Source organism: Desulfonema magnum (assembly GCF_017377395.1).
Classification (GTDB): Bacteria; Desulfobacterota; Desulfobacteria; order Desulfobacterales; family 4be13; genus Desulfonema_C; species Desulfonema_C magnum.
Map to the genome: position 1 here is coordinate 3,294,469 of NZ_CP061800.1, position 22,725 is coordinate 3,317,193.

Below are 22,725 nucleotides of genomic sequence, written 5' to 3' on the forward strand. Positions count from 1 at the left end.
TGGATTAAAAAAAACATTAACACACAAAGCAAACAATGAAAAAACATTTTGAAACCCTTACAATAAAGCAATTCAGAGGATTACAGGAGTCAGAATTATCCCAGCTCGGACGTATCAACCTGCTTGTGGGTCCCAACAATTCAGGGAAAACCAGCATTCTGGAGGCCATATCCGCTTATTGCCATCCCCTTGACCCGTTGTGAACATCGCATGGCATCGGGAGATCAAATCATCAAGGATTCCCATGCTGGATGCGCTGAAATGGTTATTTCCGCAATCGGCTGACAGTGGTCCTGAATTAAGATTTGGTCGCTTATCGGTTGCCATCACCTGAAACAAACGGTAAGATAAAACGCTTCGGAGAAGATTTGCTTTACCGGTTGCGCTATAAACGCGGAATGGATGTGAGGTAAAATTTTATCAATTGCTTATTAACGATTTGATAAGAAAGTGCCGCGTTTTGTAAGCGAAAAAAGAGCATAAATAAAAGCTGATTATAACGGATTTAGGGGAGGCCGGTAAAGCCCCGTAGGGGCGGCATATTTGTAGCATTCATCATGCCGGGTCGGTAAAGCCCCGTGGGGGCGGCATATTTGCAACATGATTTACTACTACTGCCCGACCAAATAAGTTTTGACGGGTGGACTTCCATATGATAATCTCCTTCTCATATTTTTAAAGAGGAGGAGATTATGGCTAAAAGATATATCGTCAGCCTGACTGACGAAGAAAAAGACGAACTGATCGCTCTGACGAAAAAAGGTAAGACCGGTGCGAGGAAAATTAACAGAGCGCATATCCTTCTCCTGGCCGATGAGTGCAGGACAGACAAGGAAATAGCGGTGATTCTCCGCACCGGAGTTTCCACCGTGGAACGCATCAGAAAACGGTTCGTCGGAGGCGGGCCGGAGAAAGCTCTGAACGATGATCCGAGGAACGGCGCTCCGAGAATTCTGAGCGGAAGAGACGAGGCCGTCCTCATCGCCGAGGCTTGCAACGAGGCACCGGAAGGCCGCGTCAGACGGACAATGATGCTGCTGGCGGATCGGGTGGTGGAACTCGGTCTTGCCGATTCGATCTCGGACGAGACCGTCCGTATGATACTGAAAAACAGCGACGTAAAGCCCTGGCAGAAGAAACAGTGGTGCATTCCGACGGTCGGTCCGGAATACGTCTTTCATCTACCCCTCATAATTTATTTGGTCGGACACTACAAATATGCCGCCCCTCCGGGGCTTGGTCGGGGCATGCAAACCTGCTACAAATATGCCGCCCTTACAGGGCTTGGTCGGCCCTCCCCTAAATCCGTTATAATCAGATAAAAGGAGGAGAAGATATGTTTACGATTCATGCCATCCGAACCGGAAATCGGGTGGTACTCTCTGAAAAAGAATTTTCCGAAATACTTGAGAGGCTGCGTCAGATACAACCCACCCGGGTCATTGAGACCGGAGCAGAAGTCATTGAAACAGAAGAAGATCGTCAGGCTTATCTTGAAGGCGTGAAAGAACTGGAAAATGGTGAAGCCGTTGATTTTGATGAGTTGAAGTCATGCTGGCTATCTTCTGAAATACTTCATTAGTTGCGTCAGACACAACCCGTCTGACTCAGCCTGAACTTGTTAATTGTGCTATCTCACAGGAAAAACAATGGACGAATTTGGCAGCGTACAGGGACATACTTATGAACTTGGCGGACAGGCAGGCGCAATTTGTGCATTACGCGCCTTCAGGCTGTCAAAAATATCTGAACAGCAAATTGCCCGCATTACGGGCCAGCTTGCAAAGTTCAGCCTTTCCCGAATATACAGTCATTTCCACAACATACTTGACACATCTTTTCTCTCCGCAGACGCTGTAAAATCAGCCACCTCTGTTTTAAACGCCCGCTTGTTCCAGGGCTATGTCCAGGGATTCTGCGAAACCAGACAGTTTATCCGCTCGCTGCCATGCATAGGACGTCCCACCATCGCATGGGTCTATGCAAATCCCTCTCTCGACGAAACAGGCAATGTCCTCGGCCTCATGGAAACGGAGTTATCCCGGATTGCGGATGTTTCCGATGTTGACTTCAACACCCTTAAAGACACGGGAAAATGTCCTTACGCGGATATGCTGTTTATTGTAAAAACTTACAATGACAATGCGTTTCATTTCCATCTGACAGGCTATGAACTTTCCACTCATAACGCGCCCACCCTGGACACCGAACTGAATCTCACGAACCCTGATGACATTTATGAACGCCTCAGACGCGGCAAATCCCTGATGACTCACGCCATTAAAACCAGAGATTTCCAAATTGCCAGCGACACCCTGGGATTGGAAATATCTCCTGATTTGAAAGATTATTTTCGAGGATTGCTGACCCACGACAAAATCGCCAAAAAGCTGTTTCAGGGCGGGGGGTATGTGTTTTCTCTTTATGACACCATGAAAGACCGCGTTATCGCGGAGAAGCCGTTTGACAGATGGCGAACAGGACAGGGCAATATTGAGTTTCATGTGGTCGCATTTACAGACCAGGGAAGACATTTTCTCCATCTCAAAGAAGATGAATGGGAACTCCTGCGGGAAATGGGCGTGATTTACAAAGGAATCAAAAGCGGGAGGGCGCAGTCATCCGGAGAGGAGCGGAAACTTCGGGAGCGGGAAATCCTGAAAACCCATGATGCGATCTTACGGAAAATACGAAAAAATTCATCATCCGGATTGCGGGCATCGCTGAACGCGTTGTATGACCGCGCTAAAAAGACGTTTTGGGGAAGAGGTTCACTTCCCGAATATCTCAACTATGCGTTTGCTGAAAAAATTCAAGGATACTGTCCCACAGGCACGCGGCCAACGTCTGCGCAACTTGAGTCATGGCTGCCGAGTGATCTTGCCGAACATCTTCAACACGCGGATTTGAAATCCATGCAGGACGCGCACGCGGAAATCGTGAAGCATTTATGGAAACAGGAGGACACGGACATATATGTTCTGTCAGGAACCCCGGGGATTGGAAAAACCACGGCCCTGCGTAACATTCTCTCGGAATATGACAGCGGTTATCTGCTGGTGTATATCAGCCCCAGAATCCAGGTGAACACAGAGCTGATGACAAAGTTTGATCCCGTGAATGACGCCAACCCTCTTTCGGGAAAAGCGGAGATGATCTGCATGAGCACCAACGCGGCCCTTATCAAAGCCGCGGAATGCCATCGTGAAAGACCTGCGGTGAGCTGCTTTGCTCAGCACATACCGGAGGATTCCAAATTCCTGTTTTTACATCCTGAAGATGCGGAATCCCTTGAACGTAAGGGCATGTTTGCCAGAAAAAAAACCGGGTACAGAGCTTTGGAAAAAGGCGGTGTCGGAGAAGTGAATCATTATTTTGGTTCCGGCGTTTTTAAAACCATGATGCAGGCGATTTACAGACTGAATGTTCAGCACCATTACAAACGTATCATTGCCTGCGTGACAACCCAGTCAAATAAGCAGTTGTCAAAGGGCATCACCACGGTCAGCGCACACCTGAGAAAGATCTTTGGCAGCACCCGGGAACTGGATATCAAATCTGTTGAGAAATTCGCAAAAAACATCCCGGAACTTGTATTTTTTATTGATGAAGTCACAGGAGACCGGGCAGGGCGACAGACTGCCCAGGAAATTATTGATTTCCAAAAAGAACTGAAAAATGCGTTCAGCGATGTGGGAAAAACCTGTCCGCTGAAATTCCGCATGATTATCGCAGACGCCTCACTGATTAATGCCTCATCTGTGAAAGCCTTTCTCAGCAAAACTCAGGCCCAGCCTGATCAGATATTGTTCAACGGGAATGCGGATTCCAAAGGTCTGAGCGTTGAGGATACGAAACTCATGAGCCTGTCTGCGAAGATCATCAATGCAAATGTCTATCCGGCTTCAAGCCTCACGTTAAAATGGCGGCCTGTGCTTGAATTCTCCACCACCCGGCCCAAAGGACGGGAAAAAGACCCGGTGTCCAAAGCGTATCGGGATATGGAAAGCCGTATTCTTGAAACGCTTGCTGCGGAGCTGGTTGCAAGATGGCTGCAAAAACCGGAGGAGCAGGTCATTGTCATCATCCAGAATAAGGAGTCTGTGGATGCGCTTGAATCGCATATTCTCGCTTATGCCAGAGAAAACAGCTCCCGCAGGCCGGATATTCTCACCCTTCACGCGGATTCACCGCCTGCCCGCAAACGCGAGATTGTCAGTGCGGCCGCTGAACATGAGAAGAAGCAGAAGAAGCGGGCCGCGGGTATCTGGCAAAAAGGCGATCTTGATGACATCATTATCATGACGTCATCAGGAACACGGGGAATCAGCTTTCCCAACGCGAGTAAAATTATCTGTGTCATTCCCACGTTTTCTCTGGAGAATAATTTCATGGAGTTCTTACAGGGAATTTACAGGGGGCGCGGGACCGGAAAAGGCAACACATTGAATCGTGAGATTGAGATCATTATTCCACAGGTGCTTGTCTCTCCTGCGGAAAGCTCCGAGGCCATCGAGGTGTCACAGATTTCCAATCTTTTTGCCACCCAGATGATCATGCGGATGAGTATTCTTACACGCATATTTGGCGCGTGTGATTTGTTTGGCAGGCCAATATCCTGTATTCCCATATCCGGGAGCCTGGTCAGCGGCGCATCTCAGACCATCACGGACAGTCTGGACAGCGCGATTCGCTCATTGGAACGGGCGCATAAGCGGGACCCTGGTAACACAGAAATCCGGTACATCATAGAACATATACGCGATATTTTTAAAAATGAAAAAGTCATATTGACTCAGAACCTGAACCATTTTGATATCCTGCTCTCAACAGCAAACCGAAACCGTTTGCTCAGGCAGTTTACCCGGGATGCGAACACCGGGCTTCATATCCTTGCCACGGGACATTATATTCCAAAAGGATGTTACACCGTGGGCGAACTCCTGCTGCAAAACCTGGACAACTTGGGAATCAGGGAAAAAAACAAGCATCAGATTGAAACCCATTTGGCGGAGACTCATCAGAAAATCAGAGCGATTTGTGCAAAACTATGGCATATGGCTAAGAATAGGGACACGGTGAAATCCGTGCGTGATTCCGCAAATACGCTGCTTCCCATAATGAATGTTCTTTCCGGGGAATCCGAAAGCGACACAGAAAGCCAGACCAGAGGCTCAACTTTGCACCGATGGCTGATTGTGCCTCTCAGCGCAATGCACATTGATCATTTCTGGAAAAATCAGCCAGAACCGGAGCGATTTAAAGCAGAGATGAAGGAGATGCTCAGAGAATACTTCAGCGTGTATCTGTGCCGACCCCATTATATCCTTCCTCTGCAACACAGCTACAGCGATGCTACGGTACCATGGCTCATGGTCAGAGGCCCGGAAATCGCACAGCAGCTTGACAGCCAGTTCCAAACCCGCTATCTTGTCAGTTCCAGGTCTCTGGCTTTGCTCAATATGATGCTGCTGAGTGGGGAATTGAGAATTGAGAATTGAAAATTGAGAATTGAGAATTGAGAATTGAGAATTGAGAATTGAGAATTGCTGATTATAACGGATTTAGGGGAAATCCGGCCAAGCCCCGTGGGGGCGGCATGTTTGTAGTATTCATCATGCCCGTCCGGCCAAGCCCCGTGGGGGCGGTATATTCGCAGCATGATTTACTACTACAAATATGCTGCCCCTACGGGGCTTGGCGGGGGGTTACAAACCTGCTACAAATATGCTGCCCTTACAGGGCTTGGTCGGCCCTTTCCTAAATCCGTTATAATCAGCACGTTTCCAGTTTCAAACTTAGGAGTATATCATGGGAGATATTATCGCCGGAAGAGAACTCGGGGCCATTGATCTTAATCATGTTATTACGCCGATTATCAAGTGTATTAAAGAATATCCCGAGTGTTTGCTCAGAGGAAGTAAGGAAAAAATTTACGTGGTGACAGATGAGGTCATCAGACGCATTGTTGAGAACAAAAATGTTGTGGAAGAAATGCGCGGGGAGGGCCGCCTTTTTTCCAATATAAAATATGCCGATGCCACTGCCACATGGCCCAGGAGTGATAAGGCCAGTGTAAATCAGGCAAAGGGAATTACTGAGATGGAGGATGAGATTTATGAGCTTCTCCGGTCCGAGGTTAAAGACAAAGAGAGCGAATTTTTTGCTCAAAGCGCATCATCTTATTTTGATGCATTGCGATCATTAAGCACAAAACAGGCAGACACGAATTCTCAGCAGTCTTCTCTGTTTCCTGATGCGAGACTGCTGAGAAAATATCCCGGAACCAAAGCCCGTCTGCGGGTTCCGTATCACACAATTCAGATGAGCGGGGAGATTTCCGCTGCCATCGTGAATGCGGTAAAACAGATCATGCGGAAAAGATTGTCTGATGAACTGCCCGAAGATGAAGTGAATCATATTATCGAAACCTGGAAAAATGGCCTGGGAGAGAATCATAGCAGGCTGAAGACTTTTCTTGATGTTTTGGACAGGGACGCTTATGGCCGAATACGCAGGACTTATGCTTGCAGCGTGCTGGTGAAGATGACCGAGCATCTCCCTGAAACATCTCCGGCCATTCCTTATGCCCGCCGGGTGAGCGATTTTAACGAGCTGGTTCAGGGAACATTGCCGGAAACCGGTCTGGCTGCGGATGAGCTTGTTCTGGAGTTCCCCAATTCCCACGGCAGAGGGACCATGGAATTTGATCTCATGGCTGAATTTCTGTATGCGGATTCTTTAAATTCCCTTCCTTTTTGGATCAGTTTCAATGAACTCATCTCCGAGGAGAGTATCAGAGACAGCGTGACCACCACAATCGGACAGCATTTCAAACTGAACGGAAAAGTGCAGACCCAAGGGGTTGGCTCTGTGTTTGAATTTCATGCTGCCAAATTGGAAACCCTTGCCAAAGACATTCAGACGGCCATTGCAAATGGAAAAATGCCTCCGGATGAACGTGCTGTGTGCAAGGTTTTGCGAATTGCTGTGATGTATTACATTGTGTTTCGTGATGATCCTGGGAAATACAGAAACGCGCTTACAAATTACAAGGCATTCAGAAAAGCCATAAAAAAATGGACCGATGACGGGGTGAGCCTGGATGAAATTCTGAGACGTATTGCAAAGCAGCTTAAAATGGCGATGCCTCTTAACAAACAGATCAGAAATGATTTTAAGACATTGCTGGAGAGCAGGAGACTGGATGATCTCCCTGTGAATAAAGAAAAACTCTGTTTTATCATATCCAGGGGCGTTATCAGCAAAACATCTGAGATGGAAGACGGGGAACCCATCAGACAGCCGCCCTCCGAAGATCATGTGACAAGTTACCTGAGATATCTTAAAATCACACGGCATCCGGGGGATGATGACAATGCGCTTGTTAAGGAGGAGATTCGTTTTACAGAATCCCTGCGTTACCTGATGATTCCGGAGACAGATGAGCGGGAAAGGGAAATGGGGCGGGATATGAACCGGTCCGTGCTGGGTGTGCTTTTTACGCCCAAAGATAACAACATGCTCAGGCTTTCCCTGCCGTTTAACGGCCTGACAAGGCTGGTTATTTCGTATGAGAGAAAGCAGTTGCATGGCACGGATACTTATCTCACGGCCCTTGCACAGCTTATTCATGTGCTGCTGGTTTACGGAACCCTCAAGGCGGTCATCCGTATGGCTGACGATACAAAAGCACACGGAGATAAAACCATGTTGCTGATGCTGTCATTGTTTTCCACCTCTCCGCAGAATGAGAAGTCATTCACCCAAACTTATGGAAATGGAAAGAAAAGAGGGTTCACCCATGACGCGCACAAGGCTGTTGAACATATCATCAGGCAGCATATGCCTGTGAAAAGTCAGGGATTCAGGCTTACAAAATCCAGCCAGTGGGACAACCTGATCCGTTCCGGCAGATTGAAACAAAGATATCCCAATATCAGAGAGGCAGCCAAAGCGCATATTAAGGGAGAACTGAATGATTTTCGCTTCTCGAACATCGTAAGCGGGCTTTCCTCGGGAATGGATGCGTTGTGGTGCTTGCCCCATGCCCCGAGTATTGAGAAAATTGCCCTTCTCAGTGTCACGTCTCGTTCATGTGACAGGCTCCGCAAGCGGTCTGAGGAAGATCGCAGCGTCATGTTCGGCCATATTCATCGTTTTGAATATGAGGCAACAGATGAGGAGAACGGAGAAATTCTCCATTTTTACCGGCACAGACCGGTTCAGGCATTCTGCGATGAAATGGAAACGGCCAACTGCTTCAAAAATCCGTCTGTGCTGTTTAACACCATCAGAAATTTGTACGAAGAGGGGTTCCGGGATGTGATCATCGTGACCAAAGTGCCTTTTACCCGGCGCATCCGCATGACCACTGATGAGGATTCAACTTATACAAATCCGACAATTCTGAAGGCATTGAACAAAGAGATGCCCGGTGTGAGAGTCTATCCGCTGTTCACCCAGAAATCTTACGGCGTGCGTCTTTCCAAAAGCAAGACCGCTGTTCCGATATTCCTCCCGCCCGATGCAGAGAATGATATAACCATCTCTGACGATTCAGGGCGAAGCACATTATTCCGGGCTGGGTCGGTGGTCACCAGCCGAGTTGTCGAGGGCGGAAATGCCGGAGAAAAACTGCATTGCGGCATTACCGATTACCTGTTCCGCTACTATCCGGATACTGTGACTATTCAAAGCGAGGCCATGTCCGCCCTGACCACTCAGGGGAAGGATCAGGTATGTCTGCACGAGGTTTTAAGATTTCTCCATTCAGACGCGTATGAAAAATCCGTGTTTAAAAAAGCGGGGGATAAAAAACCATTGGAAGCAAAGCTGGACGCGCTGGATGATATCATCGGAGAGGAGAGTGTGGGGCAGCAGGCCAATATTTTGCAATTTCCCAAGCCTAAGACAAAACGCAGAGCTGATGACCAGACCTATACATTTTCAGTCAACATCATTGCGTTGCTGAAACATCTGGAGAATCAGTCAGACTTATACCGTGATACTCGATAATCAGGCTTTTTTTCTGTCATTCCTGCGAAAGCAGGAATCCATTTTTGGCAGTCAGACTTATACCGTGATACTCGATAATCAGGCTTTTTTTGTGATTGTAACGGATTTAGGGGAGGGCACTTTTTTCCATTGACAACCTTCCGGATCTGTTGTAAATTTTCCTCCTCAGTTCAGCATTAAGGAGGGAATTCTCATGGACAAAAAAACATCGGAATCTGCCCCGAGGCGGAATCGCACGATCTGCCTCCCTTTTGACTGAGAGACTTATGACGGAACAGTTTCGGACGATTTTCAGTTCAGGCTATATATTGATGAGATGTTCTCATGGCATCCGGAACTGTTTCCTCCCGAAACCGGACGTGGCTGGCGGATGAAGGATAAATAGATATCAAAGAAACAAAATGTTATGATCCGTCGCATAGAAATTTCCGGAATCGCCCATACAATACGTCCGTCCTTTGTCATGCCTTATATGACAGGGATAAAGAGAATAGGAAAACAAGATTTTTCTCACAATCTGTTCGTTCATGTCCCGTGATGCTTATACGCCTCGGCCGCTTTCAGTTCCCATCCGGAAAAGACCAGAGTAAGGCATTTCAATGCCGCGCCCCTGCTTCTTCTCACAACACGCTTATCAGCGGCGTATCCGGCCAGCTGCCTCCCGGCTTCTGCAAGCTGCTCTTTCATTTTTTCGTCTGAGAACTCGCCGCGGCTGATGTATTTCAGTTCAATCAGATAAGCGTATTTCAGATCCGGATATTTGCTCATAAATGGTTCGAGATACAGATCCGCAAACCCTTTTCCCATCTCCTCCTCGGAACGGGTGACATAGTAATCTGTCACATTCAGATACGCCAGCAGAAAGGTCTGAATGACTTTCTCGCCGCTCAGATAGTCTCTCACCGAGGTCTGTTTTTCCACCTCGTCAGCCAGAAACCGGAACACCGGTTCCCATTTTTCTTTGTATGCCATATCCCGGATCAGTTCCCCGATCCGCCAGAAATCAAGATTGAAAACATCCGTATCCTCATACCCCTCGCGCAGATATTCGTACATCAGTTTTTTCACTGTCTGATTTGGGATGCACAGCCTGCCAGTTCCGGTGTGGCTCAGAAGTCCGAAATAGAAAAGCAGGGAGATGAAATTCGAGGGCTTCAGCAGGCGTTCCACAGGAAAACCTTCGGCAATCCTCGCAGACTTCGTTCCCTGTGTTCTGATGATATCCGAAAGATAGCTGAAATTGCCGTTTAACTGGCGATCAAGGACTATGAGATGTCTCAGCTTGCCGTAATCGGTCCGCACATTCTGGTCAATCATATTGTCCGGCGGGGTGCCGGACTCAAGGAAACGGATCATAAAATACAGAACCATATCCGTGTTGAACATCGTCGTTTCCGCCCTGTCCGAAAAACGGTAATTGTCATACCACTCTTTCATCAGCCCCATGATTCTGTCCGAATCGGACTCGGATATCTCGTAATAATCCAGCATCTCTGCAACATCCTGTTCCGTGAATCCCAGCAGTTCGTTAAATTCCGGGAGCAGGCTGATATTGCGTCCGATATTGAACCCGCTGGTGACATCATCCATTGTCACAGGTGAGACCCCGGTGATGAACATGCGGCCGATGCCCGAATCGGCCTGATCTCCCGCGCCTTTTAGGATATTGAAAAAAAAGCGAAAAAACCCCGCACCATGAGTAAGTTCATGATATTTTTCCTTGCCGGCCGTTGTCAGAATCGTATTCGTAAAATTGTCATACTCGTCAATCAGGACATACACTTTCAGACCTTTTGAACTGGCATAATTCATCAGAAATTCAAGTTTCTGATGTGCTTTCCGGTGTTCTGCCATCATTTCAAAATAATCATTGTCCAGAAACTCGCTGTACTTCTTTCCGAAAAAGAAAAAACAGTTTTTCGCATGCCCCTGAAATGAGGCTTCGACTTCGTCAGGATCAGGACTGACCTGGGAAAAATTGAATTTGAGGATCAGATGCGAATTTTTTTCAGGCGTGGGATGGTCTGCGATATAGGTCCCGCTGAACAAAAGTTCAAATTCTTCTTTTCTGGCAATATCATAATAACATTCAAGCACGGTCAGCAGCGAGGATTTTCCGAACCGTCTGGGACGGATCAGAAAAAGAAATTTCCCTGTTTTCTCAAATTGCGGGATGTAGCGGGTTTTATCCACATAATAACAGTTCTCCTGTCTTATCGTCTTGTAGCTTGCTATTCCGTAAGGGATTGTTTTATAAGTGGTCATGGTATCATGTCCTTTAATCAGATGAATCAGGTGAGAGATTTTTATTCTGAGATACCGGCACTCTCCGGAGTGCAAAGCTTTTGCACTCCGGAGAGTCAGAATATTATTTTAAAGCAGTTTTTCATGCGTCAGAATTCTTATCAGCAGCAGCTGCGCCACTTTTCTCATAAATTCATAATTCAAAGTATCTGGCGTATCATGACTGCTATGGTAATTTTCATTTCTGAACTCTGCCGTGTCTGTCCACATCAGGGCAGGTATTCCGGCTTCCCAGAAAGGAGAATGATCACTCCTCCGAAGAAGAGGAAAAAATCTTTCCAGACCGAAATAAACCTTCAGACCCATTACCGGAAAATCATCAAGATAGGTTGCCGCATGTTTCAAAAGCATTTCTGTGATTTTATTGGATGTCTTATTTCCGATAATTCCGAGAAAATCGCCTGTGTCCGGCAGTTTCACAGGGAGACCGTCCGGGAATTTCTGAGAACCGGGTTCATAAGAGCAATACCCTACCATTTCCAAAACATTTGCTTCGGAAATTTTTATTTCATTATTTTTTACATATCGCTCAACAAAATCGCTGCTTCCGAGGAGACCGTCTTCTTCACGGTTGAAGATGACAAACATTGCTGATTTGGGCATTCCGCCTTCTGAAAATATCTTTGCACAGGTAAGCAGTACGGCTATGCCGCTGCCATTATCATCCGCACCAGGTGACCGAGGTACTGTGTCATAATGCGTTGCGGCAATCAGATAAGGTTTTTCCGATTTTCCAGGGGGAATTGCAACAATATTGTCATACCTGCCTTGAAAGAATACCTCATATCCGTAAGACATGAATTGTTTTTTTATCCAAAGCGCAATTCTTTTGTTATTCTCTTTTTCAGCAATATAATGTCTCGGAACAGATACTTTTTCAATCAGATATGTGAGATAATCAACTGAAACCTGACTGATAATATCGTAAATATCTGTAAGCGGTTCCCCCTTGTCCGATTGTGATGATTTTTTTACTATCATTATGAATCCGGTTCTCAGTTCAAGAAGTGTTTAACCACTGACAGCATCTTTCAATGATTCTTCAAACACAGACAGACACACATCTATCTCTTCTTTTGTCACCGTGAGGGCCGGACAAAAGCGAATGGTGTTCTGGCCGCATCCGAGGAGAAGCAGTCCCTTTTTAAATGCTTTTTGGATGAGTTCATTCCGTAAATCAGTGGCCTGCGCTTTGGTTTCACGGTCTTTTACCAGCTCAACCCCCACCATCAGCCCTTTGCCGCGGACATCACCAATGCTTTCTGCGGTTTTTTGCATCTCCCGCAGCTTTGACATTAAATATTCGCCCTGTTTCCTGGCATTTTCCATCAGCTCCGCCTCTAACAGTTCAATGGTTGCCAGTGCCGCACTGCATGAAACCGGATTGCCCCCAAACGTCGAGGCGTGGGAACCGGCCTCCCATACCATGATATCAGACCTTGCCACCATGGCACCAAGGGGCATACCCGATGCAATGCCTTTTGCCAGAGACATGATATCCGGCGATACGCGAAAATGTTCCATGGCAAACATTTTCCCTGTGCGGCCCATGCCGGACTGCACTTCATCCGCCACATAGAGAATACCGTATTTCTTTGCCAGCTTATGCAGTTCAATATGGAACTCAGGCGGCGGCACAATATATCCGCCCTCTCCCTGAATCGGTTCCACAAAAATGGCTGCCACTTCCTCCGGGGGCATGGTGGTACGGAAAAGTGACTCCTCAACCCATCGCACACATTCTGTTCCGCACCCGGGATAACTCATATTGTAAGGACATCGGTAGCAATATGCGTAAGGGATATGGGTGATTCCGGGAATCAGCGGATTATAATGCTTTTTCTGGATCACCTTGCTGGCGGTCAGAGAGAGCGCGCCCATTGTCCGGCCATGAAATGCCCCAAAAAAGGCAATATTCAGTTCCCGCTTTGTTTTCCAGCGGGCAAGCTTGAAAGCTGCCTCCACTGCCTCGGCCCCGGAGTTTCCAAAATAAACCTTGTTATTCCCGTCGCCCGGAACCAGACTGGCGAGTTTTTTTGCCAAAGCAATCTGCGGGGTATAATAAAAATCCGTCCCGGACATATGCAGCAGATTGTCAGCCTGCTTTTTGATGGCGCTGACGACCCGGGGGTGACAATGCCCGGTTGCACAGACAGCAATCCCTGATGTGAAATCCAAAAAGGTATTGCCATCAGGATCATGAATCCACAGTCCCTGCGCCTTTTCTGCGACAAGCGGATAGCCCCGGGTATATGAGGGGGACACATGCGCATTGTCCGTATCAATCAGTGCTGAGGCCCTGGGCCCCGGAAGCGATGTCTTAATATCGGGAAATTTCATTCTGATACTCCTTTCTGAAATGTGACAACGGATTGGGAAATTGAAGAATTAACTTTGCAGGGTGGGTGAGACACAACAGAACCCCACCGTGCGGTACCATCCTCAGTTTTAATAACCCCTCAGTTTATTAATAAGTAAGGCAATCATGCAGAAGCATCTGATGGGTTATGTTGTGTCTGGTCCGCTTTGTAGGAGTGGTTAGCGGAGCTGACCCGCCGAATTTGTCAATCCGGCGGGAGCATTTTTTTTTTATATTGAATCAGGAATCAGGAGATTCAGGACTGCTGTTATTTATTTTAAAATTCCCATTATTAAAAAGAATACTTTGCAGCCAGTTAATGCCGAATTTTAAAAGTTCAACTTCATCCTGTCTGATTTTTTCAACCGTCTCACTATCAATATCATATCTTTTTAAGAAGGTGCTGTTAAACACAAACTCCTTGAATTTATCAATATTGTAACTTGCCAGAAAAAACATTTTTTTGCTTTGTTCTGTAAGCTTGATATTTGGCGGAAACGATCTTTTTCTTACGATCAGGTCCGTCCATTCGGCATTCACTTGGTCGCGGATATCAACGCCCTGGTCTTCGCGCCATTCACGAATGGTCCACTCTTTTTTTTCTTCAAAACCAAGACAGTGAGGCTCGTTCACAAAAAAATAGAAGCCATCATCATCCGCTCCTTCTTTGTGCATCAGAGAGGCTGTTCCCACAGGATAATAACGGCATGCGGTGGGTCTGTCCGTGTAAAGAATACATCCGTCATCCCGGACAAAAGGGCATGATTTCTGGTCATCATCCAGAAGCTTTAATGTAATCACCGGCAGATCCGTTTTCTCTAATAGCTGCGGTTCCGTATATAGGGCCAGAAACTCCTCTGACGACAGTTGCAGCCGGTTTTTCAGCAGGACAATATCATATGGCGTTAAGATGATATTAATGCCTCTGCAACATTTGGTGAAACATTTTACTCCGGGATGACATTCAAAGTTAAATTTACTGTCAAGACTAAGCCTTACCGGATCAATACCGGCCATTTTATCTGATTCGGTCATTTTTTTCCTTTGCATTTAAAAACAGTGCCAAAATTTCAGCAGATTGAATTTACTGAAATACAAAACTTTAAAACAAAAATAATGTTGTCTGCGACTGCCTCTGTCAATACACCTTTTGTCTCTGATATACAAGATTTTTTTGATGGCAGATATCCGGACCATATGGATTGTAAGACTTTCTTCGGCATTGACACATATAAATTAACGCTTTATATCTCTCTTTCCAATGAAGAAAAAAGAATGCAATTCTTGCTTGTAAAACATTTTTGAAAACAAAGGCATAAAAAAACAACGCTTGTCTTTAAATATGATTTTTGCTATATTTTATTATAAATTATAAGCCAAACAGTGGTGTCACACTCATTTTATGACAGTTATTCAGCAAAGCTGAAAATAAGATTTTTTATTGATGCGTTTCTTGAAAACTGAAAAATCGGAAAAGCTGACCGAGGTCTGTGATAAAAGAGGGGCAGACTTGTCCGAATCAGGTGAACTCAAGAAAATATTTGAGAAATGGAATGTCATCTTTGTACCTGAAGCTTGGACAGAGTGAGGTTGAAAGGGATCGTCGAATCCCCTGATCTTAAAAACAAATAAGAACGATAGTGACTTAAAAAAATATAATGAGCGTTGAACTTTGTATCTGTAATGAATTTGATACCTCTTATGAACGTGAGGCATTACACCGCTTTGTGAATAATATGGGAGTGCGTTTTGGTGACACAGATACTCTCTGCCTGATTCTGGCTAATTATGTAATCGGTGGTCGGCAGGTTGATTTAACTGTTTTAAAAAAAGACGCTATTGTTGTTATTGAGTTGAAAGAGTGTAAAGATCCCTTCAAAGCCTATGAAAACAAAGACTGGATAACTGACAGGGGACACAAGATAGGCAGTAACGGGCTGAATCCGTTTAACCAGATCAGACAATATCGTATCAGGTGGTTTGAATTACTAAAGGAGAACAGAGACAGATTTCGCTGTCTGAGAACGGCTCAGAATGACAGACCTTTTTGGTATGTAAAAGGCTTTGTCGCTGTCAGTCCGTCACTTCATAATGACACAGTTAATAAAATTTCAAAAGACAGTTGGTGGTTCAGGCTGTGCGGACTGAATGAACTTGACAGAATAATAGGATTTGAAACGAATAAGTGGATGAATTTCTCAGATGACGAACTGAGATTTATTGCCACTGAACTGTTATCATTAAAAAAGCCGAAAAATATCACTCCTTCGGCAGAGATTCATAAGTTAGAAGAACAACTCAGACAAAGCGCGGACGGACTGCTCAGAATTCTTCAAACCAAGGATGAAAAAATCGTTGAACTCGAAGAAGCTGCTGAATTATTGAATAAGAAAATTCAGGAACAGGACGAACTGATTCTGCAACTCAGACAAAATAAAGAGCAGATGAACAGTGAAATTCAGGAAAAAGATAAGTTACTCATTCAGTTCAGGCAGGATAACGAAGGATCAGACAAAGAAGCTCATCAGATAAGTATTGAGATTCAGAACTATAAAGATAAAATTCATAAATTAGAAGTAGCTGCCCGACAGCAAGAAGAAATAATCCAGAAGAAAGCAAATGCACAGTTTCATTTTGTAACAAAGCATATGTTGTTCAGCGACAACACTCTGAATAACAAACAAAAGACGAGCAGGTTAATGAAATTGTCTCAGAAATTGGGCATAGGCCGTAATCAGGCAATTCATATTATAAAACAAACCATTCAGAAGGGTAAAACTAATACCTGACCTTGTGCGGATCGTAACAAGCTGAATTCGAGAATCCAACATAAGCAACAACAATCAAATAAAAAAAACATGACCAAAAAAAGTATCGTAGCTGAAAAACGAAATTACCGAGTCAAACTTGTTGATGATGCCAAGAAAATCGCATCAGAATACTTAAAAAATATTGAATTGTCAAAAGTGGTTCGCTTTGGACTGCCGGAAATTGATGATCGTTATCACTGCTGGCGTGTGCCATTGGTCAGCCAGAATAAAACCAACATAGGGGAAATTGTAATTGATGCTTTTTCAAGCCTTGTTTCAGAGAAAAAAACCACACAAAAAAAGGTGCTGGAATCCAGACTGCTTGGAAGAAAAACGGGAAAAAGAAAAAAGCGGACAAACGATATTCCCAAAATTTCAAATTTAAGAAATACAATTGGCTTAGGTGACAGCGAAGCACTTCTGACAGAAACCCCTTTGGAATCTGTTGATCTTATTTTCACATCCCCGCCCTATTATAATGCCCGCCCTGAATATTCTGATTTTATAACTTATGAAGAATATTTATTGAAAATGCGGAAAATAATACATCAGTGCCATCGCGTGCTGAACGAGGGCCGGTTTTTTGTACTCAATATTTCTCCGGTTCTGGTGAGAAGGGCAAGTCGCAGCGAGTCTTCCAAAAGAATTGCCGTCCCTTTTGACTTTCATCGGCTTTTCATTGAAGAAGGATATGAATTTATTGATGATATTATCTGGGTAAAACCCGAAGGGGCAGGATGGGCAACCGGAAGAGGAAGACGGTTTTCCGCGGACAGAAATCCTTTGCAATACAAACCCGTTCCGGTCACAGAATATTTGTTAGTTTACAGAAAAAAAACAGATAAGCTGATAGACTGGCATATCAGAAAACATCCTGATAAAGAAATTGTCAGACAGTCAAAGGTTCAGGACGGATACGAAGTGACAAATATCTGGAAAATTCACCCGGCCCATAACAAAGCTCACCCGGCAGTATTTCCTGTTGAATTAGCTGAAAAAGTAATAACTTATTATTCGTTTATAAATGATGTCATTTTGGATCCTTTTGCAGGGACAGGAACCGTGGGCAAAGCAGCTTCCAACCTTAAACGAAGATTTGTGCTTTTTGAAATCAACTCGGAATATATTCAGTATATTAAAAATAATATAGATAAATGGCAAAATACGGATGTTTCTTCAATCAATTGGATCAATAGTGAATCTGTAAGTTATCAATTAAACTTCAACCTTGAATAGAGAAACGAATCAGAGCTATGTTTTATCCCGCACACAGCCTGGAAACTTTTCGATCTGCTGATTATTCATAACAAACTGTTTTTTTACACTTAATAAGAAATACAGAATGCTAATCCGGTTCTGCTCGTGATAAGATAAATCCGGATGTCAATTTTTCCCATGCAGAGGATACTTTGGTGGTGTTCTAAAACTGGACTTGTCCCAATATTTACATAATTGATTCAGAGAGTTATAAAGTTTAGCTCCATTTTTAGAACACTACCGATACTTTTTACTCGATAATTAAGTTTTTTTGATCCGATTCGAACAAAAAGCTTGTCATTCCTGCGAAAGCAGGAATCTGTTTTTTTCTGATGTCCCGGTTCCGGGAGCAGTGGATTCCTGCTTTCGCAGGAATGACAACAAAAAAACTTGATCATCGAGTCTTAGCAATCCGACCCAAAAGGAGTTTTTACTTGAACGCCCTGAAGCTTTTTTGTATAAGTTATCAGGAATGCCATGGCTATTCTGAAAAATAATAACAAAAATATGTGAGCAATGCGACTTTGCCCACCCTTTAATAACAACCTCTCATGAAAACAGACCGCCTCAGAAACTAAGTTTTTTAAAAAACTTAGTTTCTTTTCATGGAGGGTTTAGTCTTAACATGTACCTTAATAATTTCATCAACCAATGGCGTCAGTTACCCGCTGTTAAAAACAGACGGGCGTGCGGTTTGTTGGCGAGTTTTCAATTCCTCCCACGGCTAAAGGCGCGTGGACTTCCCTGAAAGGTTTATCATGCCAAAATTAGGAAAAATTCAAGTTGCCACAGGTGTATTCTGGGTAGAAGTTCCGGAAGTTCAACTTTATGTATTGTGCGGCTGCCCCGCAGACAGCGTGAAACATCTGATGAAACGGGGATTAATTCTGACCAAAGAAGCGGAAGGTGTCACCTTCCAAACCGGTCCCAACGCTGTGTTGCTTTCAGATGTGCTGGTGCAGAACGGAAGTTTTGCCAATCTGGCGGAATTTCCTGTATTGCAGATGCTGTATTTGCAGGGAATGATTTTGCCAAACCATCCCAATAATACGGGGATCAAGCCTATGCTTATCGGCTTGGCAGAGCAGGTGGAAGCGCAGATGGAATACATTTACCGGGGGAATTACGGCCTGGTTTCCGAAGAAGAGATCATGGAGATCGGCAGGATATCTTCGGAAACAGCGCATGAAATGATGCGTCTGAAGTTGAAATTTGCTTTTGGAAAAATCAGCCCCGCGGAGCAGCTTCTGGACACCCGGGTTGTTGAAAGCGAATCTGTTGAAATCAGAGACGGGGTCTTTGTTCGTCGTATCCGCCTGAATGTGTTTGAATTTGAATATAAAGGCGACACAACTGTTGTTGATCTGAACCTGGCCCCCCATGAAAGCTATCAGGCCCCGTATCCGCTGGGATTTCATCATATTAAACGGGAATACTTTGCAGTGATTCATTCCGGGGAAGGCGACGGATGGAATGTGAACAGTCCGTGTATGTCCAGCATCCTGATGTTCCAGGGGAAAATATACTTAATTGATGCCGGCCCCAATGTCTTATACAGCCTTACGGCCCTGGGAATTGGCGTGAATGAAATTGAGGGAATATTTCACACGCATGCACATGATGATCATTTTGCCGGTTTTACAACACTTATGAGAGCCGATCATCAGATCAAATATTATGCCACGCCTCTGGTCCGGGCATCTGTGGCTAAAAAACTCTCCGCCCTCATGTCCATAGAAGAAAAAAATTTGTTTGACTATTTTGAAGTCTATGATCTTGAATTTGATATGTGGAATAATATTAACGGATTGGAGGTGAAGCCGGTATTTTCACCGCATCCGGTGGAAACCAGCATTCTTTTTTTCCGAACATTGTGGGAGGACGGATACCGCTCTTATGCTCATTTTGCAGATATTGTCGCTCTGAACGTCCTCCAAGGCATGGTCACGGATGATGATTCGCAAATCGGCCTGTCCCAGGCATATTATGACCGGGTGAAAAAAGAATATCTCACAAAGGTTCATATTAAAAAGATTGATGTGGGCGGCGGACTGATTCACGGTAATGCCGACGATTTTAAACATGATCCGTCGGAAAAAATTATTTTATCGCATACCTCGTCGGACCTGACCAACACACAAAAAGAAATCGGTTCGGGCGCGCCCTTTGGCATGGTGGATGTTTTAATTCCGACTTCCCAGAATTATCTGCACTTTTACGCACTTGAGTTCCTGAAGTCCTATTTCCCTTCCGCTCCTATCCATGAATTAAGAATTTTGCTGAATAACCAGATGGATACGTTCAATCCGGAATCCATTCTTTTAAAAAGCGGTGTGATCAGTGACGAAGTTTATCTGATACTGACAGGAAATGTGGAACTGATTCAGACCGAGCTGGGGGTGCATAACATCCTCTCAGCCGGTGCGCTGGTGGGAGAAATGTCCGCTTTGGACAAAGTCCCGTCACTGGGAACTTACCGTGCCACCAATTTTGTCCAGGCATTGCGACTGCCTCGCAGCCTGTATTTCAAATTTGTGAATCGGAACAAATTGTACGCCAATATCAAACGGCTTCAGGATAATCGGGAATTTTTGCAAAAAACCTGGCTGTTCGGTGAGGTGGTGTCTTATCCCATACAAAACAAGCTTGCCCAGTCTATGTATTTTCAGCATTATTCCGCGGGCCAGGTGCTTCCGACTGAAATTCAGTCGGCCATATTTCTGGTCAAACGCGGGAAGCTGGAAAGATACATTGATGACGATGTATTTGAAACCCTGACTCCGGGCCATTTTTTCGGAGAAGAATGTGTCCTTTTCGGGACAACGACCCTGTTTCAGGTTCGGGCGGTAAAACCCACGGAACTTTATAAGATTCCGGGAGATGTGCTTCTTGATATTCCTGTTGTTCGCTGGAAACTCTTTGAAACCTTTCAGAAACGAATGCGGCTGATATTGAAGCCGGAGGTGACAGGTATTCCGCCTTTTCACTGGAGGGAGGAATACAACATCAATGTCCGGAAGATGGATAATCAGCACAAAGAGGTTTTTGAAAAGGCGAACAAGGTTTATGAGGCCATTAGTAATAAAAAGGAAAAGCCGGTTTTGGAGGATGCGCTGAATGTTTTGCGTGGTTCCATTGAGTTTCATAACACCGAAGAAGAAGCCCTGATGAAAGCGCAGGACTATCCGGGGTATGAAAGTCACCGAAAGAAGCATGAGCTTATTCTCAATGAGCTTTTGGAAATTCAGGAGCAGTTTAAGAAAAATGGTTCTGAAATAAACGAGGCGTTTTTAGATTTTTTTAAGAGATGGATCATCACCGATATTCTTACACTGGATAGGAATTATGGCCATTTTCTTAATAAAAAAGGACTGTTATAATATTTTTTTTTCAATACAGGGATTTTAAGAAAGAGTTTCCATCCTGTTACTTGATGTTCAAATTTTTTTTGTCATTCCTGCTTTCGCAGGAATGACAGACTTTTTATCCGAACCGGGTCAAAAAATTTCTGATTATAACGGATTTTGGGGATGCCTGTAAAGCCCCGTCGGGGCGGCATATTTGTAGCATACATCATGCAAGCCGGTAAAGCCCCGTCGGGGCGGCATATTCGAGACTATTCAAATATGCCGCCCCCACGGGGCTTGGCGGCAATACTGTTGACTTAAGCGTAAGCGGGTTTTCCGGTGTTTTTTCCGGAGTGCGAAAAATGCTTTTTCGCAGGCGCAGAAATATAATTTTTGCACTCCTGACCTGTTCGGAATTGCCTAAGTCAACAGCATTGGGGCTTGGCGGGGGCTGCAAACCTGCCACTGCTACTACAAATATGCCGCCCTTACAGGGCTTGGTCGGCCTTCCCTAAATCCGTTATAATCAGAAAAATTTGAGCATCGAGTGATACAAATGTAAATAAACTACCATGAATACTGACGGACAAAAACAATTTATTCATAAGGTGAGAACAGCCCTGGGGCATCCTCGTTGTGAAAAGCGAAGCCAGAGTGATTTTAATAAAAAATTTCATCCTCGCAGACATGTGTCTGACAGGCTCCTCGAAAAAATTGAAAACCGAACAGATAAAGACAGGAGAGAACTCCTGAATCATCTGATCAAAGCAGCAGCCCCTCTGAATTTGAATGTCATACCGCAGAAAAATACGGAAATGGTGACCGCGGCCATCGCTGGGCTTGTGCGGGAGAAAGAACCTGAATGGGGAACCCTGAAAAATGTGATTGCCTGGGATCACCCGCTGATCAGAAAATTGAACCTGGCTGAGGCATTGGCCGAGCAAAATGTGCTGGTGGAAACTGGAAGCTGGAAACTGGAAACTCGGAACTCGGCTTGTATTGGGATAACGTCGGCTGATTATTGTATGGCTGAAACAGCCACGCTGGTAATGAAAACCAGACCGGGACAGGCGCGTTCTGTTTCGCTCCTGCCTTCGGTTCATGTTGCTGTGACAGAACTCAGACAAATCATTGCTGACATGAAAGAGCTTTATGCCCTTCTGAAATGGCATCCCGACGAAAAGGCAGAGGGGCTGACCAACTGCATGACGTTTATTACCGGGCCAAGTAAGACAGCAGATATTGAGGCGACGCTGGTTCATGGCGTCCATGGCCCCCGGGAGGTTTATATTTATGTGATTACGGGCTGACTGGCAATTGCAAATTTCTGTTTCGATTTCCGGGAAATCATTTTAATACCCGGAACGTAGAGTCCGACCAAATAAGTTTTGAGGGGTGGGATGTGAAATCCGGCTGAAAATTTATCTGCATAATTTATAAGAGGCTGCGAAGAAAAAACTGATGACCGGATTTTTCGAAAAAATTGTCTCATTTTGCTGATATTTTAATGCCTGTACAGTAGAAAGTTTTAGCTAGTAAACTGAGTAATTCGTAACCGGACAGCAATATGTTTATACCTATATATATAGTCTCATGCGGCAATGTCGGACGAAGTCTCACGACCTCTTCC

Annotated in this window: 15 protein-coding genes; 11 read left to right on the forward strand and 4 right to left on the reverse strand. The window is 44.9% G+C overall.

Annotation, left to right across the window (positions count from 1 at the left end; all coding sequences use genetic code 11):
• Positions 1-35 precede the first annotated feature (35 nt).
• The 5 genes from dnm_RS12965 to dnm_RS12985 all read left to right on the forward strand — a co-directional run bounded on the left by dnm_RS12965 (position 36) and on the right by dnm_RS12985 (position 9,018).
• The gene (locus tag dnm_RS12965) at positions 36-203 is read left to right on the forward strand and encodes an AAA family ATPase (protein WP_207683059.1); all 168 of its coding nucleotides are present in this window, start codon (positions 36-38) and stop codon (positions 201-203) included.
• Positions 204-692: 489 nt separating this feature from the next.
• The gene (locus tag dnm_RS12970) at positions 693-1,322 is read left to right on the forward strand and encodes a helix-turn-helix domain-containing protein (protein ID WP_207683060.1); all 630 of its coding nucleotides are present in this window, start codon (positions 693-695) and stop codon (positions 1,320-1,322) included.
• Between the two features lie 14 nt (positions 1,323-1,336).
• On the forward strand, positions 1,337-1,582 hold the full coding sequence (locus dnm_RS12975; protein WP_207683061.1) for a hypothetical protein: 246 nt from the start codon (positions 1,337-1,339) through the stop codon (positions 1,580-1,582).
• Positions 1,583-1,649: 67 nt separating this feature from the next.
• On the forward strand, positions 1,650-5,501 hold the full coding sequence (locus dnm_RS12980) for a hypothetical protein (RefSeq protein WP_207683062.1): 3,852 nt from the start codon (positions 1,650-1,652) through the stop codon (positions 5,499-5,501).
• 310 nt (positions 5,502-5,811) lie between these two features.
• Positions 5,812-9,018: a hypothetical protein gene (locus tag dnm_RS12985; protein ID WP_207683063.1), complete on the forward strand. Its 3,207-nt coding sequence runs from the start codon at positions 5,812-5,814 to the stop codon at positions 9,016-9,018.
• 525 nt (positions 9,019-9,543) lie between these two features.
• On the opposite strand, the gene dnm_RS12990 is transcribed toward dnm_RS12985, so the two are convergent.
• The 4 genes from dnm_RS12990 to dnm_RS13005 form a co-directional block, all read right to left on the reverse strand.
• Positions 9,544-11,283 (reverse strand): PD-(D/E)XK nuclease domain-containing ATP-binding protein, encoded by a 1,740-nt coding sequence (locus dnm_RS12990; protein ID WP_207683064.1) that lies wholly within the window; start codon positions 11,281-11,283, stop codon positions 9,544-9,546.
• A gap of 108 nt (positions 11,284-11,391) precedes the next feature.
• Positions 11,392-12,303, reverse strand: coding sequence for a M28 family peptidase (locus tag dnm_RS12995; RefSeq protein ID WP_207683065.1), 912 nt, complete (start codon positions 12,301-12,303; stop codon positions 11,392-11,394).
• A 30-nt stretch (positions 12,304-12,333) separates the two neighbouring features.
• Positions 12,334-13,662, reverse strand: a complete 1,329-nt coding sequence (locus tag dnm_RS13000) for an acetyl ornithine aminotransferase family protein (protein ID WP_207683066.1) — start codon at positions 13,660-13,662, stop codon at positions 12,334-12,336.
• Between the two features lie 259 nt (positions 13,663-13,921).
• A complete protein-coding gene (locus dnm_RS13005) occupies positions 13,922-14,716 on the reverse strand; it encodes a YkgJ family cysteine cluster protein (RefSeq protein ID WP_207683067.1) in 795 nt (264 codons plus the stop codon).
• A gap of 409 nt (positions 14,717-15,125) precedes the next feature.
• Here dnm_RS13005 and dnm_RS13010 point away from each other — a divergent pair, with 409 nt between their 5' ends.
• From dnm_RS13010 to dnm_RS13035, 6 genes are all read left to right on the forward strand, one after another.
• On the forward strand, positions 15,126-15,269 hold the full coding sequence (locus dnm_RS13010) for a hypothetical protein (protein WP_207683068.1): 144 nt from the start codon (positions 15,126-15,128) through the stop codon (positions 15,267-15,269).
• A 70-nt stretch (positions 15,270-15,339) separates the two neighbouring features.
• Complete coding sequence (locus dnm_RS13015; RefSeq protein ID WP_207683069.1) at positions 15,340-16,470, forward strand: nuclease-related domain-containing protein; 1,131 nt, start codon at positions 15,340-15,342, stop codon at positions 16,468-16,470.
• 69 nt (positions 16,471-16,539) lie between these two features.
• On the forward strand, positions 16,540-17,727 hold the full coding sequence (locus dnm_RS13020) for a DNA-methyltransferase (RefSeq protein WP_207683070.1): 1,188 nt from the start codon (positions 16,540-16,542) through the stop codon (positions 17,725-17,727).
• A 779-nt stretch (positions 17,728-18,506) separates the two neighbouring features.
• Positions 18,507-21,128 carry a bacteriohemerythrin gene (locus dnm_RS13025; RefSeq protein ID WP_207683071.1) on the forward strand — a complete coding sequence of 874 codons (2,622 nt, stop codon included), beginning with the start codon at positions 18,507-18,509 and terminating at the stop codon, positions 21,126-21,128.
• Between the two features lie 329 nt (positions 21,129-21,457).
• Positions 21,458-21,610 carry a hypothetical protein gene (locus tag dnm_RS13030; RefSeq protein ID WP_207683072.1) on the forward strand — a complete coding sequence of 51 codons (153 nt, stop codon included), beginning with the start codon at positions 21,458-21,460 and terminating at the stop codon, positions 21,608-21,610.
• Positions 21,611-21,667: 57 nt separating this feature from the next.
• Positions 21,668-22,405 carry a LutC/YkgG family protein gene (locus dnm_RS13035; RefSeq protein ID WP_207683073.1) on the forward strand — a complete coding sequence of 246 codons (738 nt, stop codon included), beginning with the start codon at positions 21,668-21,670 and terminating at the stop codon, positions 22,403-22,405.
• The last annotated feature ends 320 nt before the right edge of the window (positions 22,406-22,725 follow it).

Bases quoted from the DNA above. Each gene is read 5' to 3' on its own strand.
- dnm_RS13015 (WP_207683069.1), top strand. From the start codon at position 15,340: ATGAGCGTTGAACTTTGTATCTGTAATGAATTTGATACCTCTTATGAA.
- dnm_RS12985 (WP_207683063.1), top strand. From the start codon at position 5,812: ATGGGAGATATTATCGCCGGAAGAGAACTCGGGGCCATTGATCTTAAT.
- dnm_RS13030 (WP_207683072.1), top strand. From the start codon at position 21,458: ATGCTTTTTCGCAGGCGCAGAAATATAATTTTTGCACTCCTGACCTGT.
- dnm_RS12970 (WP_207683060.1), top strand. From the start codon at position 693: ATGGCTAAAAGATATATCGTCAGCCTGACTGACGAAGAAAAAGACGAA.
- dnm_RS12965 (WP_207683059.1), top strand. From the start codon at position 36: ATGAAAAAACATTTTGAAACCCTTACAATAAAGCAATTCAGAGGATTA.
- dnm_RS12975 (WP_207683061.1), top strand. From the start codon at position 1,337: ATGTTTACGATTCATGCCATCCGAACCGGAAATCGGGTGGTACTCTCT.
- dnm_RS13000 (WP_207683066.1), bottom strand. From the start codon at position 13,662: ATGAAATTTCCCGATATTAAGACATCGCTTCCGGGGCCCAGGGCCTCA.
- dnm_RS13010 (WP_207683068.1), top strand. From the start codon at position 15,126: ATGCGTTTCTTGAAAACTGAAAAATCGGAAAAGCTGACCGAGGTCTGT.
- dnm_RS12980 (WP_207683062.1), top strand. From the start codon at position 1,650: ATGGACGAATTTGGCAGCGTACAGGGACATACTTATGAACTTGGCGGA.
- dnm_RS13025 (WP_207683071.1), top strand. From the start codon at position 18,507: ATGCCAAAATTAGGAAAAATTCAAGTTGCCACAGGTGTATTCTGGGTA.
- dnm_RS13020 (WP_207683070.1), top strand. From the start codon at position 16,540: ATGACCAAAAAAAGTATCGTAGCTGAAAAACGAAATTACCGAGTCAAA.
- dnm_RS12990 (WP_207683064.1), bottom strand. From the start codon at position 11,283: ATGACCACTTATAAAACAATCCCTTACGGAATAGCAAGCTACAAGACG.
- dnm_RS12995 (WP_207683065.1), bottom strand. From the start codon at position 12,303: ATGATAGTAAAAAAATCATCACAATCGGACAAGGGGGAACCGCTTACA.
- dnm_RS13005 (WP_207683067.1), bottom strand. From the start codon at position 14,716: ATGACCGAATCAGATAAAATGGCCGGTATTGATCCGGTAAGGCTTAGT.
- dnm_RS13035 (WP_207683073.1), top strand. From the start codon at position 21,668: ATGAATACTGACGGACAAAAACAATTTATTCATAAGGTGAGAACAGCC.